The following is a 15,284-nucleotide window of genomic DNA, read 5'->3' as shown; positions in this document are numbered from 1 at the left end:
AACTCACACCACCCGAGTTACACCGTTGGCTGGACAGACCCTGGCCTGCCTCGATCAGCTCCTGCAGGATGCGCTCGCACACCACCCTGATTGCCTCAACTCCATCGGCCCGACGTAGTGACTCCAGCAGCCGCATCAGCTCAGACTGGGACAAGGCCATCGCGTGCTCCTCCGGTTGAACTGCCCGTTCACCAGGGAGACTTGCGCGATGGCCTGCCCTTGCTCAGGGAGCATGCACGGTCAGCCGATGCACGCCCCGGGCAGACACCCGCGCGTTCCGGGACCCTGCCCGGCTACACCACTTCATGGGACGCGATCCGCGCCGCCGCGGGTCATCGGCTCCCTTCTGCTCTCAGACCGTCAGAGAGCCCCGTTCCACTGACCCACAGGTTCGGACACGTCGTGCAGCGGCCCGTGCAGCGATGCGGCACGGGCCAGGCCCAGGCTGAGGTCCGCTCGACCCCGCTCCCCGCACCGTCCGACGAGCGTCCCGGCTATCCGGCGGCACGTGTCGGCGGGCGCGCCCGGCTGCCTTCGCCCGCTCAGCGCGGTGTGCGGCGCCGCGAGCCCGGCTCCGTGTCCAGAGCCGTTCACGCCATTCTTCTGCACGGTCAGCCGGGGTTCATGAAGCCTTCCTAGGTTGTGCTGGCTGCAGCCGTCACCCCACGGCGAACGCCCGGCCCCGGCCGGCGCGCTTTCGCTGACGGTCCCCGTCCGGGCTCAGCCCTGTCCACCGAGCGAAAGAACACACCATGTCCTCACCGACCAGCCGACGCGACTTCCTGCGCAGATCGGCGACCACTCTGGGGGCGGCGGCCGCCGCGTCCGTGCTCCCCGCCTCCATCAGCCGGGCCCTCGCCGTCGACGCGGCCGTCCGTACGGGGACCATCAAGGACGTCGAGCATGTGGTGATCCTGATGCAGGAGAACCGCGGCTTCAACCACTACTTCGGCACGATGCGCGGTGTGCGCGGCTTCGGTGACCGATTCCCGACCCCGCTGGAGAGCGGGAAACCGGTCTGGTACCAGTCCGACGGGTTGAGGGAGATCCCGCCGTACCACCTCGACCCCGAGCGCTCCAGCGCACTCCTCATACCCTCGACCCCCCACGCCTTCGGCGACGCGCAGGCCGCCTGGAACCAGGGCAAACTCGGCCACTGGGCGAAGTACAAGACCGAGTACTCCATGGGGTACTACGAGCGGGACGACATTCCGTTCCAGTTCGCCCTGGCCGAGGCGTTCACGATCTGCGACGCCTACCACTGCTCCATCACTGGCGGCACCGACCCCAACCGCATCATCTTCTGGTCAGGGTCCAACTTCAACCCCGGCCTCGGCCGTCAGGGCATCAACCCCCAGCACGACCAGTCCGAGCCCAACAACCTCCGGTGCTGGGTCAAGGGTACGTGGGTGCCCGGCTCATGGCCGCACACCTACACGTACGCGAGCAACGCGTTCGACTGGGACACCATCCCGGACGTGCTGGAGCGTGCGGGCGTCAGCTGGCACATCTACCAGGACATGAACGACAACTGGACCGGCGCGATGCACGGCTGCCTGGCGTTCGAGAGTTTCCGGAGCGCGCGGCCCGGGACCCCGGTGTACGAGCACGGCATGACCGGCGGCCCGGACTTCCTGGACCGGCTCCGGCAGGACGTGCTCGACGACAAACTGCCGCAGGTCTCCTGGGTGCTGACGACGAAGAGCAACTCCGAGCACCCCGGCGCGGGCTCCAGCCCGACACACGGCGGCAACTTCACCGCCGACGTGCTGGACGCGCTGACCGCCAACCCCGAGGTGTGGAGCAAGACCGTCTTCCTGCTGACCTTCGACGAGAACGACGGCCTCTTCGACCACGTGCCCGCACCCGCGGTTCCGTCCTACAACCTCGACGGCACGCTCGCCGGCAAGTCGACCGTCCCGCTAGACGGTGAGTACTTCGACGCATCCGCCAAGACGTCGTCGTGGCTCAAACCCGAGGACTCAGTCACCGGGACGACCCGGCCGTGGGGCCTGGGCCCGCGAGTGCCGCTCTACGTCATCTCCCCGTGGAGCCGGGGCGGCTGGGTCAACTCCGAGGTGTTCGACCACACCTCGGTGGGCATGTTCCTCGAACAGCGCTTCAACGTGCGCATAGACGCTGTCAGTCCATGGCACCGAGCGGTCTCCGGTGATCTCACCTCGGCCTTCGACTTCAAGCACCCCAACGACCAGCGCTTCCCGACACTTCCCGACCAGAGCGACTGGGCCGACTCCGACGCCCGGCAGCGCGCCCTGCCGGCGCCGAAGGCGCCGGCGACGCCGGAGCCGCTGTTCCAGGAGCACGGGACGCGCTACTCCCGCGCGCTGCCGTACCGGCTCCACACCGACGCCTCCACCGACCCCGACTCGGGTACGGTCACCCTCCGGTTCCTCAACACCGGCCGCAAGGGCGCCGTCTTCCACGTGTACGACAGACTGCACCTCGACCGGATCCCCCAGCGTTACACCGTCGAGGCCGGCAAGCAGCTCACCGGCGTATGGGACGCCATGGCGACCGACTCGGGCGCGTACGACCTCGAGGTCCACGGACCGGGCGGCTTCTTCCGTTCCTTCACCGGGACCACCACGGCCAAGGCCGAGCCGCACCTTCAGGTCCGGTACGACCGTCACGGCAACTCCGTCGTCCTCACCGTGCACAATCCCGGGCCGAAGTCGGTCAGGCTGCACATCGAGCCCCACGCCTACCGCTTCACCGGGCCCCGGACCGTTCTTGTGCCGCCCCGCAAGGACGTCACGCGGCACTGGTCGCTGGGCCCGAGCGGTCACTGGTACGACTTCACCGTCACCTTGGACGGCTCGTCGCTCGAGCGCCGCTTCGCGGGCCGTATGGAAACCGGCAGGGACGGCATCAGCGACCCGGCCATGGCAGCCCACCTCCAGCCTGTGGAGAGTCCCGCAGCCGCCGAGTGACGCCGCCCCGCGCCGCCAGGACACCACCGGCGGCGCCGGGCGTCGCGGGTCAGCGCCCCAGGCCGCCTTCCCCAATGAGGCCCGCCGGCACGGGATGGTGGCGGGTGCGGATGGGCAGCCATTCCGCATCATCGGTTCGGATGTAAGCACCTCGTGCAGAGGCCGACTGTCGGCAGGGCCGCTTCAAGTTCCCGGTAGGAGCGGGCTGTCGGTGATGCCCCAGATCCAGATGGCGTGTTCGGGTGCGCCTCGGATCGCTCGGGTGGTCTTGGCGATGTTGTCCGCTCCCAGCAGCCGTAGCCCGGCCAGGAAGAACCGCAGATCAGCAGGTCGGGTGACCTGCGAGGTTAAATGCCAAGCTCAGACCGACCGGCAATTGGCAGCCGGTGTGGTGCGAGGAGACGGGGTGGGTCCAGCGCGGGCACGAGTCCACGTGATCATGGAGTTCTCTACGCTCAGTGATCACGAAGGACGACCGTGCCCGCGCTGCCGTCTTGCCTGCTCGAACCCCTGTGGGACCAGTTCGCTGCACTCCTGCCCGCCCGGGGAGAGTTCGCCGCGGAGCACCCGCCGGGTTGTCACCGCCGCCGGATCGACGACCGAACAGTCTTCGAGCACGTCATGCTCGCGCTGGTCCACGGCTCCGGATACGAACGCATCTCCACTCCCGGTTGCTCAGACCGCACGATACGACGTCGCGTCAAGGAGTGGCCCGAGCAGGGGATCGCCGAGCGTGTGCACCCTCGCTTTGGAGGCGCACGACCGCATGATCGGCCTCGGACTGGGTGAGATCTCGGTGGACGGCTGCATCACCAAGGCCCCGTCTGGTGGCGAGAAGGCGGGGCGATCGCCGGTCGACCGGGGCAAGCGGGGACTGAAACCCTCGGTCGCCTCCGATGCCTGCGGAGTTCCGCTCGGGATCGTCTCCGACGGGGCCAACCGGCATGACTCACCACTGCTCGAGCCGACGCTGGAAGCTACGAAGGATCAGGTCGGCGCGCTCCCGGAAACCGTCACTGTCAACCTCGATCGCGGTTACAACAGCGAATCTATCTCGGTAACGTTTCGTGATGGTTCGTGACGGTTCGTGATCTTCGGTCAGGCGGTGCGGCCGTGTTGCAGCTGGAGCAGGACGAGGGCGGCTCGGGCGATCCGGGTGATGCCGCTGGGGTCGACGCTGACCCGGCGCAGGGTCTTGAAGGTGACCTTGAGCAGGCGTTGGTCCGCTCGGCGACCGCGTGGACGCCTCGGATGACCGAGTTGAACGCCTGCTGCTCGTCATCGAGTTCGCTGCCCTTGGGCTTCTTGACCGGGTGGCGGAAGCCGTCGCCGAGGTTCTCGTAGCCGAGGTCGGCCAGGGTGGGAATGTCCAGGGTGGATGCGAGCCGGTTGAGGGCGTCGACCAGGCCGTGGGTGCGGGCGCACGTGGTGTCATGCTCGCGGCCGGGGCGGACCGGGGAGACCCAGATCGGCCAGCCGTCAGGGGCGGAGATGACCTGGACGTTGCCGCCGTGGTGCTGGTGCTTCCCGGACCACCAGAGGTCGGCGCCTTGGGGGCCGGAGGCGGCGACGCGGTCAGTACGGATGACGGTGCCGTCCAGGTTGAGATGGGTGTAGCCGGCGGCCGCCGCCCGTTCCAGCGCGGTGGACAGATCCGGGGCGTGGTCGGCGAGCACGGTCAGCCCTTCGTGCAAGTAGCGGTACGCGGTGGGCACCGAAACCCCGTTGTCCCGGGCGAGTTGGGCAAGCCGGGTCCCGTCGACGAACCACCGCAGCACCAGGACACCCTGCTTGAAGACGCCCAGAGCGCGGGTCCCCCTGCGGGTGCCGAGCCGTTCGCCGTGCTCGCGCAAGAGTTGGGCGAGAGCCTCGGCGGTCTCCCTGCCGACGTCGAGTGTTGCGGTGTAGGTGATACTGGTCAACGCGTGAAGCCTCTGGGTTCCGGAACGTGATCTTCGCAGACCTGTTCCTACCAGGGGCTTCTCGCGTATCTGATGCCGGGTCAAGCCCGTCTGATGGCCTCGCCAGCCAGGAAGATCGCGGATCTGTCGGACGGGCGGCCTGGCCCATACTCTGAACTTCGTCCGCACTGCCTGGGGAGAATCATGACAAGTAGGTTCACTGAGTTGGCCGTTGACTGCCACGATCCTGAGAGGCTCGCGGCCTTCTGGTGCGAGGTCCTGGACTTCAAGGTGATCGACCGGAGCGAGGGCAAGGTCGAGATCGGCTCCTGGGTGCCGACCGTCGAGGACGTTCGGGCCCGTCAGATGCCGCCCACCCTGGTGTTCATCCAGGTACCTGAGGGCAAGACCGTGAAGAACCGGCTTCACCTCGACGTCAGCCCAATCGACGGCAGCACCGAGGACGAGGTGACCAGATTGCTCGGCCTCGGCGCCACCAAAACGGATGTGGGCCAGGGGTCAGACCGAAACTGGGTAGTCATGGCAGACCCCGAGGGCAACGAGTTCGACGTCCTACGCACCCTGGCACCGCAGGCCTAGGCCGCGAGCGGGCACCCTCACCCCGTCACACACCGCAACCGTTACGTTGCCGAGAAGACCTCAGTGCCAAGTCATGTGTGGTAATGGCTGAGTTGAGGTTCACGGCCGAGATCGCACGCTGGGGCGTGCCAGCCCCAATCCAGGCTGGCAAGCGTTGGGTGGTCGAGCGCACACACTCCTGGATGAACAATTACGGCAAGCTCCGGCGCTGCACAGAGAAGAGCGGAAGGGTCGTGGACTTCTACCTCTACCTCGCCGCCACCCTCGTCACGCTCCGCATGCTCATTCGGCGCTCGACCAAGCGCTTTCGCTGGGACGGCCGGCCCACTACCCGGCGCCTCAGTGCGTTGTGGCAAACCGGATTTCGTTCGAGGTGTGCGGCGCGGGTGATCCTCTGGACAGAGGTACGGGTGCGGCCGTGGGTATGAGAGAACGGGCCCCTTGGTAGTGACGCGGTTACGACACCAGCACGACCAAGGAAGCCCGTTACCTGATCAGTTGAGCAGTATCTCTGTGTCTGCGTCCACCGCGGTCACCCCTGGGTGTGACTGCTACGTGCACAGGTTCGGTTCGATCGCTCCGGGACGGCGGGTGCGGTGCTATCCGAGTGACATGACGGATGCGGAGTGGGCCGAGGCCCGCTCCGCGATGCCGGTGCCGGCCTGGCTCCTCAAGCAGGGTGGGCGTCCGGAGGCGTACTGCCACCGCGAGATGCTCGACGCTGTGCGCTACCTGGTCGACAACGGCGTGAAGTGGATGGCCATGCTGGTCGACCTCCCGCGCGGCGTCCACCTCCGCCTGAGCCTGCTCCAGAACCTCCGTCCAGGACTCCAGATCCTGCCTCGCCCGCGCCTCACGCCGTTCCATCAACCCCAGCACCGACGGCATCGCACCCTCCTCGATCCACAACAAGCCGTCCGCTGCCTGCCCCTACCCCTTCGCGATCATGCCCCGCACACGAAGAAGCCCCTGCTCATCGAACAGGGACTCCCTTTGCCGCAACGCACTTAGAGGTCCTAACAAAGGCGTTGGACGTGTCGGTGGGTGATGAGGCAGGTGGCGAGGCCGAGGAAGGCTTCGTGGATGTCGTCTCGCCGTTCCCAGCGGATGCGCAGGCGGCGGAAGCCGTGGAGCCAGGAGATCGTTCGCTCGACGACCCAGCGGAAGATGCCCAGGCCGGAGCCGTGGGGCTGGCCGCGTTCGGCGATCGCTGGTCGGATGCCTCGCTGCCGCAGCAGTCGCCGGTACTTGTCGTGGTCGTAGCCGCGGTCGGCGAAGAGCATGGCCGGTCGGCGCCGTGGCCGCCCGACCGTGCCGGCCACGGGTGGGACCTTGTCCAGCAGCGGGATCAGCTGGGTGACGTCGTTGCGGTTGCCGCCGGTCAGCGATACCGCGAGCGGGATGCCCTGCCCGTCGACAAGGACGTGGTGCTTGCTGCCCGGCCGCGCTCGGTCGACCGGGCTGGGACCGCTTTTGGGCCCCGCCGGGCCGCCCGCACGTGGGAGGAGTCGATCACCGCCCGCGACCAGTCCAGTTGCTTCGCCGACCGCAGCTTCTTCAGCAGTACCAGGTGCAGCTTCTCCCACACGCCGGCCTCGTTCCAGGCGGCCAGGCGCCGCCAGCAGGTCATGCCCGAACCGAACCCCAGCTCCTGCGGCAGGTACTCCCACTGGATGCCGGTATGCAGCACGAACAGGATCCCGCACAAGGCCTGCCGGTCCGGAACTCGCGGCCGACCCGCCACCAGCTTCGGACCCGGCTCGGGCAGCAACGGCTCGATCAGCGACCACAGTTCGTCCGACACGATCCACGGCCGAGACTGACGCTTCCCCACGACCCGACCAACGAGCAGACAAGCCGACGGTCACTTGATCAAAAACTTCTGTTAGGACCTCTTAGAAGTCGGCTCCTGACCACGTCTCATGCCGTGATGATCTCGGTGTGGGGCGTGGGGATCTTTCCGATGAGCAGTGGTCGGTGCTGGAGCCGTTGTTGCCGGTGGTTGGTTTGGGGCGCCCGGCGAGGGATCGGCGGCGGTTGATCGACGGAGTCCGCTGGCGGGTGCGCACAGGGGTGCCCTGGCGGGATCTTCCAGCCCAGTACGGGCCCTGGCAGACCGTGTACGGGTTGTTCCGGCGCTGGCAGCGCGAAGGAGTGTGGGCCTGGCTCCTGACCGCGCTACGGCCGCGGGCCGATGCAGCGGGCCTGATCACTTGGGCGGTGAATGTCGACTCCACCGTCTGCCGGGCCCATCAGCACGCGGCCGGCGCGCGCAGGGCCGGGGCGGCGCAGAAGGAACCGCCGGGCGGAACAGGGACCGAAACGGACGATCACGGGCTGGGCCGGTCCCGGGGCGGGTTCACCACAAAGATCCACCCCCGCCGCCGGCCCCTTGGCACGCCGGGCGCGCGAGCGTGCCGCCGCCGAGGAGACACACGACAGTGAAGCCTCCCGCTCCGCCGGCCTCGGCGCCGGTCCGCGTCACTCCAGGATCCGCAGATACTCCCGCTCGCCCAGGAGTTCCAGACGGCGCCAGAGCACCGGGTTGTCGGACGACTGGCTGGCATGGCAGGCGATGGCGCGGCGTTGCCGCTCGCGCGGCGCCGGTTCTACGACACGGCACTCGGCCGGGTCCCGGCCGATGAAGGATGTGCCGAACTCGGCGTTCAGTCGCCCCGCCACCTGCTGCGGCAAAGTCCAGCCCAGCACGGCGACACCGGAGCGGCGGGCGGCGAGCAGCGCGGCGTCGGTGGCCCGCTGATGGTCCTGGTGCCCGGTGACGCCTCCGGTGTCGAAGACGAGCAGATGGCTGGGACGCTGCTCATCGATCAGGCGGGTCACCTCCGCGGCGAGCCCGGGCAACGGGAGCTGGACGAGAGCGCCGTCCGGGTGGTCGGCCAGTTCTACGTGCTCGACGCCCAGCTCCTTTGCGGCGCTGGCGAGTTCGTCCGCCCGGATCGTGTGCAGGTCGCCGGGCCGGCCGTGCAGGGTGGACGCCTCACCGTGGGTGAAGCAGAGCACCGTCGTGGGCACCCCTCCGCCGGACAGCAGGTCCAGGAGGGCGCCCAGCCCGAACGACTCGTCGTCGGGATGGGCGACCACGGCCATCACTCGCCGCACCCCGTCCGGCAGGCCGGGCAGCATGCCGGACATCAGGTGTAGACGATCTGGCCGGCGGCGGCGCGCTCGTAGAACTCGCCGACCGTGATGATGCCCTGGACCTGCTCGATCAGGTCGTCCTTGTCGAGTTCGAACAGGTCCACCGACGCCTTGCAGGCGTAGATGCCCGCGCCGGTGTCGGAGATCATCTCGATGAACTCGGGGATCGGCGGGATGTCGAGTTTGTCCATCTTGCGTTCCATGTAACGGGTGAGCAGGTGCGGCACGCCCGGCATGCCGCCCAGCAGGGTCGGCAGATGGAGGCCGGGGTTGCCGACGGTGGCCAGTTCGATGTGCTCCCAGCGCCTCTTCGTGATCGCGTCGAGGCCGAAGAACGTGAAGAACAGGTCGGCCTCGATCCCCTCGGCGCGGGCGCCGTTGGCCATGATCAGGGCCGGGTAGATCCCTTCCAGGGAACCCTTGGAGACGATGACCGAGACCTTCTCGATCGTGGCGGTGGCGGCCATGGCGGGCCCTCTCCTTCTCAGATGCAGCCGCGGGGCTCGGGGAGCCCGGCGATCTTGGCGGTGGTCTTCGCCGGCCCTTTGGGGAAGGGCCGGCAGAGCTCCTTGATGCTGACGCCGGAGGTCTTGCCGAGTACGCGGGCGGTGGGGCCGGTGCCCTCGGCGGCGTACTGCTCGCGCGTGAAGCGGATGTCCCTCCGGTGCCGGTCGGTCAGGTCGGTCAGCGCCTCGGTGCCGGCTTCGCGGGCGATCCGCCCGGCCATGGGCTCGGTCCACCGGTCGGGGTCGGTGAAGGAGCCCTCGTCGTCGGCCGGGAGGGGGGGTGTCGCCGTAGGTGGCGGTGGGCACGGGGACGCTCCTCTTGGTTCAGGCGTGGGCGTGGCGCTTGCCGTGCTCGGGCATCGCCGAGCTGATGCCGGGCAGTTCCCGGCCGGGCAGCAGGCTGTGCCAGTACAGCCACTCGAAGGCGAGCTTGCCGAGGTGGTTGGCGTACGCCTCCTTCAGCAGCGGCAGGCCGACCAAGGCCGGGAAATGTCCGGGCAGCGGCTCGGTGTCGTAGTTGAAGTCGATGAGCAGGGCCTTGTGGTGGCCGGTCTCCACGAAGCAGTTGGCGTGCCCGTCGAAGGAGCCGTCCAGCGGGCGTCCGGCGAGGAAGGCGCCGATGTTGTGCACCAGCACCTCGCCCTCGAAGTGGGCCACCGAGCCGGCCTTGGAGGCGGGCAGTCCCGCCGCGTCCCCGATGGCGAACACCTCGGGGCGGTCGGGGTGCTGGAGGGTGTGCGGGTCCACGGGCACGAAGCCGAGTTCGTCGCCCAGGCCCGGGGAGCGCCCGACGTACTCCGCGCCGCCGTGCAGCGGGACGACGACGGCCAGGTCGAACGGAACCTCGCGCTCGTCGTACGACACCAGGCGGCCGCCCGTCCCGTCGACCTCGCCGAGGGTGAACTCCGTGACCAGCTCGATGCCCTTGTCCGCCAGCAGCCCGCCCAGCGCCTTCGCGGCGACCGGCTTGGTGAAGGCGCCGTCGAGCGGGGTGGCGTAGGTCAGCCGGACACGGTCGCGGATGCCGCGGCGCTGGAAGTACCAGTCGGCGAGGAAGGCGAACTCCAAGGGGGCGACCGGGCACTTGATGGGCAGGTCGGCCACGTCGATCACGATCCGGCCGCCGTCGAAGCGCTCCAGCGCGCGGTGCAGGCCGATGGCGCCGGGCAGGTCGTAGAAGGTGAAGACGTTCTCGCCCCAGCCGGGACCGGTCAGCCCCTCCGTCTCCTCCGGCAGCAGCCGGGCGCCGGTGGCGACGACGAGGACGTCGTAGCTCAGCCTGATGCCGCCGGCGAGGTGGACCGTCCGCTCGTTCAGGTCGACCCGTTCGATCCGGGCCTGCTTGTAGTCGACGGCGGCGTTCAGCTGCCGCGGGCGAGAGCGGACGAGGTGGTGCGGCTGGGCCAGCCCGAACGGTACGAACAGCAGGCCGGGCTGGTAGATGTGGTCGTCGTCCTGGTCGACGACGGTGATCCGGAAATCCCGGTCATGGTATGTGCGCTGCAGGCGGTTCGCCGTCATCGTGCCGGCGGTGCCGCCACCGAGAATCACCAGGTGTGTGCCCATGCCCCCACTGTGGTGCCGGGGACGAGCACCAGACATGGGCCGCTCGTCCCCACCCGGGTACCCACCGGGGTATGGATTCGGGCGGCCTCCACTCCCCCGCAACGGGCCTGCCGCCGCACATCCGCCGGCAACAGACCCGGTGGGGCGGCTCGTCGCGGCAGCCCGCCGCGGCAGCCCGCGCGAGGGCCGGCCGGTCCCCGTCGCACCCCGCCGGTCTCCCGGTACGCGGCCGGCGGGCATCCGGCAGACGCCGGCACCGGCGAGAAGGACCCGGCCATGACCACCGGGCGCAGCGAACCGCGGCACGGAGCGGCCACCGTCCACGGAGGTGAACCCTTTCGAGGTCACCCGCGTCGGGCGGGACGCCTGCGCCGCGGACGCCCGAGGCCGCCGCCTGCAGGCGGCCAGCCCGTCGGGGCGGGCGGCACCGGCACCGCGGCCGCGGGCCGCTTTCGCACCGCCGACGCGGAGTGCACCGGCCCGTCCCGTGGCCGAGAAGCACCTGGAAGGTGGTGAGCAGGAGCATGGAGCGGATGGCGGGCGGCGCCGGCGACGTCGTCCAGGTCCAGCGGGGTGATGCCGGTCAGCCGTCACGCCAGTCGCGCAGGAGGCGCTCCAGCCGCTTGCCGCAAGAGGCGTCGGGCCCGGGCCCGGCCGGGCCGGCGTACTGCGCGGCGGGGGCGGCGACCTGCTCACCGCGGTATCCGGCGGCGCGTCGTCCGGCAGGATGCGCCACCGCCGGCCGTCGACCGCGATGTGGTCCGCCTCGGCCGGCAGCGGATGCCCGCCGGGAGGCACACGGGCGGGCACGGCACGGATGGGGTGGGCCGGCCCACCCCCGGACGGTTGCCGGGCGCGCCGCCCTACACCGACCGTTCGGTGCCGGCTGCGGGAGCCGCCCCGACCGCCCGCCCGACACGTGTGAAGCGGTGCACGGTGAGTGCCCAACCGCCCGCGCGCGGCTGGCAGTTCCCCGGAAAGAACGTCCAAAGCCTCGACAAGCATGGGGTAACCGGCGGTAACTTCTGCTCCGTTCCGACCGCAACCGCTTTCCCTTCCCAGGAGACACTCCCCATGCGCAGAATCCTCGCCTGCCTTGCGGCGGCGGCCGCCGCCCTCGGCGGACTCACGGCGGCCGCCCCCTCCGCGGCGGCCGCCGACTCAGGCACCTTCGGCGTTCTCACGTACAACATCGCGGGCCTGCCCGAGAGCCTCTCCAGCGCCCCGACGCCCCGCGACTCCAGCACCACGGCGATCGGCCAGCGGATCGCGCCGTACGACATCGTCCACGTCCAGGAGGACTTCAACTACCACGCCTACCTCTACGCCTCCGACACCGCCCACTCCTACCGCACCCCCACCAGCGGCGGAGCCGGCATCGGCAGCGGGCTCAACACCCTGTCCAAGATCCCCTACGACGAGGACGACTTCGAGCGGGTGGGCTGGAACTCCTGCCAGTGGGACTCGGGCGACTGCCTGACCCCCAAGGGCTTCACCTTCATGCGCGAGCAGCTCGCCGAAGGGGTCTACGTCGACTTCTACAACGTGCACACCAACGCCGGGACCAACGACGGCGACCTCGCCTCCCGCGCGGACAACCTCCGTCAGCTCACCGACTTCATCGCGACGCACTCGGCGGGCAACGCGGTCGTCGTCATGGGCGACACCAACACCCGCTACACCCGAACCGGCGACACCATCGCCGAGTTCGCCGCCGCCAACGGCCTCACGGACGCCTGGGTCCGGCTGATCCGCGGCGGGACCCCGCCCGCCAAGGGCAGCGACGCGCTCGTCTGCGACCAGTCCGGGGCGACCGTGCCCAACACCTGCGAGGTCGTCGACAAGGTCCTCTACCGGGGCAGCAAGCTCGTCTCACTGAACGCCACGTCCTACGCCAACGAACATGCCGGGTTCCTCACCGGCGACGGACTCATGCTCTCCGACCACGACCCGATCGCCGTCGGCTTCTCCTGGTCGCGCAACGCCGCCTTCCGGCTCAGCGATCAGTTCGGCGGCCCGCACGGCGACTACTTCACCGACATCGACGGTGTCCCGGCCGGCGCCCGCGCCACCACCGTCGCCCTGCGCTCCGGTTCCCGCGTCGACCAGATGAGCATCACCCTGGCGAACGGCACCGCGCTCACCCACGGCGGCACCGGCGGCACCGCGTCCTCGCTCACCCTGGGCAGTGGCGAGTACCTGACGACCGCCCGCCTGTGCCAAGGCCAGAAAGACGGCCGGACCAGGGTCTTCTACGCCGAGTTCACGACGAATCTCGGCAACACCCTGGCCGGCGGCACGAAGACCTCCGACTGCGTCACCCGCACGGCGCCGGCCGGCTGGCAGATAGCCGGATTCCACGGCCGCTCGGGCAGCGAGGTCGACAAGATCGGCTTCATCTACACCCAGCGGTAAGGCGGTTCACGGGTGTGGCCGGTGCGCACAGGAATCACCCATGACGCATCAGGTGACCGACGTGCGCATGGCCACCCCACCTTCCGGCCGACCGGTCGAACCTCACCGCCTCCCTCCGCGGCCTCAACACCCCGAAGTGAGCAACTCCATTCGCGCAGGAATCCAAAACGTCCGGCATGGCCAGTTCCCCACCGGGAGCGCTGCTGGCCAGCCGCTTCGCCGGTGGGAGGGCGGGGCGGAATCCGGTGTCGGCCGGCCTCCGCCCCGAAGGTCCCACAGCACACGCCGGCCCGCGGCCTCCGCCCCCATGCTGGTGACAGCGAACTCCCAGACCAGCGCCACACCGCGGTGGACGCGGCCCACCTCACCCGCGACGACGCCCCGTGTCCACGGCGCCCTCTGGACGATCCGGCCGCGCCCGGTTCCCATGCGTCGTCAGGATCGCCCGGCCGGGCCCTTGGGGCCGCTCGGCGCCGCTGGGGCCGTCGCACCCCGCTGACCGGCCCGCGGCCCTCATATGCGCCCCATTATGTTACAGTCTTGATTAGTAGAAACAATGGCTTTCGTTTCTACGGGCTCCGTCGCGTCCGGCGGACCGGCCCCGTGGCGCCCGGAGGGTGGCGGAGACGACCGGCTCGCCCCGGAAAGGATTCCCGTTGACCAAACGCCGCGATCTCCCACTCGTCTATTCCTGTTCAGGCTGCTCAAGCGCTGCGCAGATGACGAACTGGCTCGCCATCCAGCTCGACCGTCGCGGCTTCGCCGAGATGTCGTGCATCGCGGGGGTCGGGGGTGACGTGCCCAGCCTCGTGCGCAAGGCGACCAGCGGCCGGCCCGTCATCGCGATCGACGGCTGCGTCCTGCAGTGCGCACGCAACTGCCTTGCCCGCCACGGCGTTGCGCCGACGGTGCACCACCTGCTCAGCGACGACGGCGTGCGCAAGCGGCTCGGTGAGGACTTCGACGAGTCCCAGGCGCAGAAGGTGCTCGGCGGACTGCTCACCCGCCTCGGCAGCGAGATCTCCAAGGGTGATGACCGGCGTGTCCGCCTCGACCGATAGAACTTGTGAGACCCGCAGGGCCGGCGCCCCTCGCCCCGGTCCGGCCCGGCGGCGCCGGCGCGGGCGCTGGATTCCGCCTCAACACGGCGCCTGGGCCATGCTGCTGGTCCCCTATGCCGCCGGCCTGATCACCGTGGGCTTCTCATGGGTGCAGGTCCCGCTCCTCCTCGCCTGGGTGGGCGGCTACATGCTGTCCTACTTCGCTCTGCTGGCGGTCAAGACACACCGTCCCGGCCGGGTCGGTGCCCAGCTCGTCCTTTACGGGAGCGTCACACTGGCGGCCGGGGGCACGGTCCTCGTCGCCCGGCCGCGGCTTCTGCTCTTCGCGCCGGTCTTCGCCGTGGTGCTCGCGGTCAACGGGCTCTTCGCCTCGGCCCGGCGGGACCGCGCCCTGGGCAACGGCCTGGTCTCGGTCGTGGCCGCGACGCTCATTCTGCCCGTCGTCGCCGTGGCCGGGGGCGTGGCACCCTGGCAGGTCGCCGGTACGTTCCTGGTGACGCTCCTCTATTTCACCGGGTCGCTGCTCTTCGTCAGGACGACCATCCGAGAGCGAGGCAACCGGCGCATGCTGGCCGCATCGGTCGGTTTCCACGTCGTGGCGCTGGTGGCGGCCGCATGGCTGGCCCCCCTGTACGCCGTACCCTTCACCGGATACCTGATCCGCGCGGCCGTCCTGCCGCAGCGCAGTCTCAGCCCCCAACGCGTCGGCATCGCCGAGATGGTGGCTTCGGTCGCGCTCCTCGCGGCCGTCGCCCTGGTATCGGCCTGACACCACGGCCCCCGGCCCGCGTCACGCCCTCGGCCAGGACATCCAGCACGTCGTCGGCGAACAGGTCGTACGGTCGGCCGGCCGCGTCAGGACGCGAGAACGGGTGCCTGCGCGCGGTCACGGCGTCCCGCCACGGCAGGGTCGCGGGGGCGGTGTGGCCGAAGGTACCGCGCAGGCAGTCGGCGAGGGTGTCCGGGCGGCCGCTGAAGCAGCCGCCCGGTCCGTTCACCGCCTCGCCGAGCGCCAGGCGAAAGGACTGTGGCGGTCCCCCGCCCGCGCGGCGGCCGGTGGTCCGAGCCGGCCGCGGGTGGTGTGGGGGGCCGCGGTGCAGCCGGCGGGACAGGAGGCGGGGGGCC

General features: G+C 69.8%; 11 protein-coding genes and 4 pseudogenes. 9 read left to right on the top strand and 6 right to left on the bottom strand.

Features of this window, described 5'->3' with window-relative positions; all coding sequences use genetic code 11:
* The first annotated feature begins 752 nt into the window (after nucleotides 1–752).
* Both ACZ79I_RS39300 and ACZ79I_RS39295 read left to right on the top strand, forming a co-directional pair.
* Nucleotides 753–2,951: a phosphocholine-specific phospholipase C gene (locus ACZ79I_RS39300; RefSeq protein WP_471504665.1), complete on the top strand. Its 2,199-nt coding sequence runs from the start codon at nucleotides 753–755 to the stop codon at nucleotides 2,949–2,951.
* Between the two features lie 477 nt (nucleotides 2,952–3,428).
* Nucleotides 3,429–3,999 (top strand): annotated as a pseudogene (locus ACZ79I_RS39295) (transposase); the annotation flags it as partial.
* A gap of 50 nt (nucleotides 4,000–4,049) precedes the next feature.
* Here ACZ79I_RS39295 and ACZ79I_RS39290 read toward each other — a convergent pair.
* Nucleotides 4,050–4,873 (bottom strand): annotated as a pseudogene (locus ACZ79I_RS39290) (HARBI1 family protein).
* 183 nt (nucleotides 4,874–5,056) lie between these two features.
* Here ACZ79I_RS39290 and ACZ79I_RS39285 point away from each other — a divergent pair.
* The 3 genes and pseudogenes from ACZ79I_RS39285 (at nucleotide 5,057) to ACZ79I_RS39275 (ending at nucleotide 6,463) form a co-directional block, all read left to right on the top strand.
* Complete coding sequence (locus ACZ79I_RS39285; protein ID WP_471504663.1) at nucleotides 5,057–5,452, top strand: VOC family protein; 396 nt, start codon at nucleotides 5,057–5,059, stop codon at nucleotides 5,450–5,452.
* An 89-nt stretch (nucleotides 5,453–5,541) separates the two neighbouring features.
* Nucleotides 5,542–5,793, top strand: a pseudogene (locus tag ACZ79I_RS39280) (IS5/IS1182 family transposase); the annotation flags it as partial.
* Between the two features lie 271 nt (nucleotides 5,794–6,064).
* Nucleotides 6,065–6,463 (top strand): transposase, encoded by a 399-nt coding sequence (locus tag ACZ79I_RS39275; RefSeq protein ID WP_471504661.1) that lies wholly within the window; start codon nucleotides 6,065–6,067, stop codon nucleotides 6,461–6,463.
* 5 nt (nucleotides 6,464–6,468) lie between these two features.
* Here the strand turns inward: ACZ79I_RS39275 and ACZ79I_RS39270 are convergent.
* Nucleotides 6,469–7,259, bottom strand: a protein-coding gene (locus ACZ79I_RS39270; RefSeq protein ID WP_471504694.1) for an IS5 family transposase whose coding sequence is annotated in 2 segments (ribosomal slippage) — nucleotides 6,469–6,938 and nucleotides 6,938–7,259 — 792 coding nt in all. Because the reading frame shifts where the segments join, the coding sequence is not laid out codon by codon here.
* Nucleotides 7,260–7,393: 134 nt separating this feature from the next.
* On the opposite strand from ACZ79I_RS39270, the pseudogene ACZ79I_RS39265 reads away from it, so the two are divergent.
* Nucleotides 7,394–7,828 (top strand): annotated as a pseudogene (locus tag ACZ79I_RS39265) (IS5 family transposase); the annotation flags it as partial.
* Between the two features lie 105 nt (nucleotides 7,829–7,933).
* Here ACZ79I_RS39265 and ACZ79I_RS39260 read toward each other — a convergent pair.
* The 4 genes from ACZ79I_RS39260 to sqr form a co-directional block, all read right to left on the bottom strand.
* On the bottom strand, nucleotides 7,934–8,605 hold the full coding sequence (locus ACZ79I_RS39260; protein WP_471504658.1) for a PIG-L deacetylase family protein: 672 nt from the start codon (nucleotides 8,603–8,605) through the stop codon (nucleotides 7,934–7,936).
* A complete protein-coding gene (locus ACZ79I_RS39255; protein WP_471504655.1) occupies nucleotides 8,605–9,078 on the bottom strand; it encodes a DsrE/DsrF/DrsH-like family protein in 474 nt (157 codons plus the stop codon). The genes ACZ79I_RS39260 and ACZ79I_RS39255 overlap by 1 nt, the downstream gene beginning before the upstream one ends.
* Nucleotides 9,079–9,095: 17 nt before the next feature.
* Entirely contained in the window at nucleotides 9,096–9,338 is a 243-nt protein-coding gene (locus ACZ79I_RS39250; RefSeq protein WP_471504653.1) for a TusE/DsrC/DsvC family sulfur relay protein, read from the bottom strand.
* Between the two features lie 103 nt (nucleotides 9,339–9,441).
* The gene (gene sqr / locus ACZ79I_RS39245) at nucleotides 9,442–10,683 is read right to left on the bottom strand and encodes a type III sulfide quinone reductase, selenoprotein subtype (protein ID WP_471504651.1); all 1,242 of its coding nucleotides are present in this window, start codon (nucleotides 10,681–10,683) and stop codon (nucleotides 9,442–9,444) included.
* A 1,074-nt stretch (nucleotides 10,684–11,757) separates the two neighbouring features.
* Here sqr and ACZ79I_RS39240 point away from each other — a divergent pair.
* The 3 genes from ACZ79I_RS39240 to ACZ79I_RS39230 all read left to right on the top strand — a co-directional run bounded on the left by ACZ79I_RS39240 (nucleotide 11,758) and on the right by ACZ79I_RS39230 (nucleotide 14,928).
* Nucleotides 11,758–13,098, top strand: coding sequence for a jacalin-like lectin (locus ACZ79I_RS39240; RefSeq protein ID WP_471504649.1), 1,341 nt, complete (start codon nucleotides 11,758–11,760; stop codon nucleotides 13,096–13,098).
* A 617-nt stretch (nucleotides 13,099–13,715) separates the two neighbouring features.
* Nucleotides 13,716–14,159, top strand: coding sequence for a putative zinc-binding protein (locus tag ACZ79I_RS39235; RefSeq protein ID WP_471504647.1), 444 nt, complete (start codon nucleotides 13,716–13,718; stop codon nucleotides 14,157–14,159).
* The gene (locus tag ACZ79I_RS39230; RefSeq protein ID WP_471504644.1) at nucleotides 14,131–14,928 is read left to right on the top strand and encodes a YwiC-like family protein; all 798 of its coding nucleotides are present in this window, start codon (nucleotides 14,131–14,133) and stop codon (nucleotides 14,926–14,928) included. The genes ACZ79I_RS39235 and ACZ79I_RS39230 overlap by 29 nt, the downstream gene beginning before the upstream one ends.
* Nucleotides 14,929–15,284 lie beyond the last annotated feature (356 nt).

It is taken from the genome of Streptomyces sp. PSU-S4-23 (assembly GCF_055632315.1).
The sequence above is the reverse complement of the archived record's forward strand: the minus strand, read 5'-3'. Positions and strand labels throughout refer to the sequence as shown.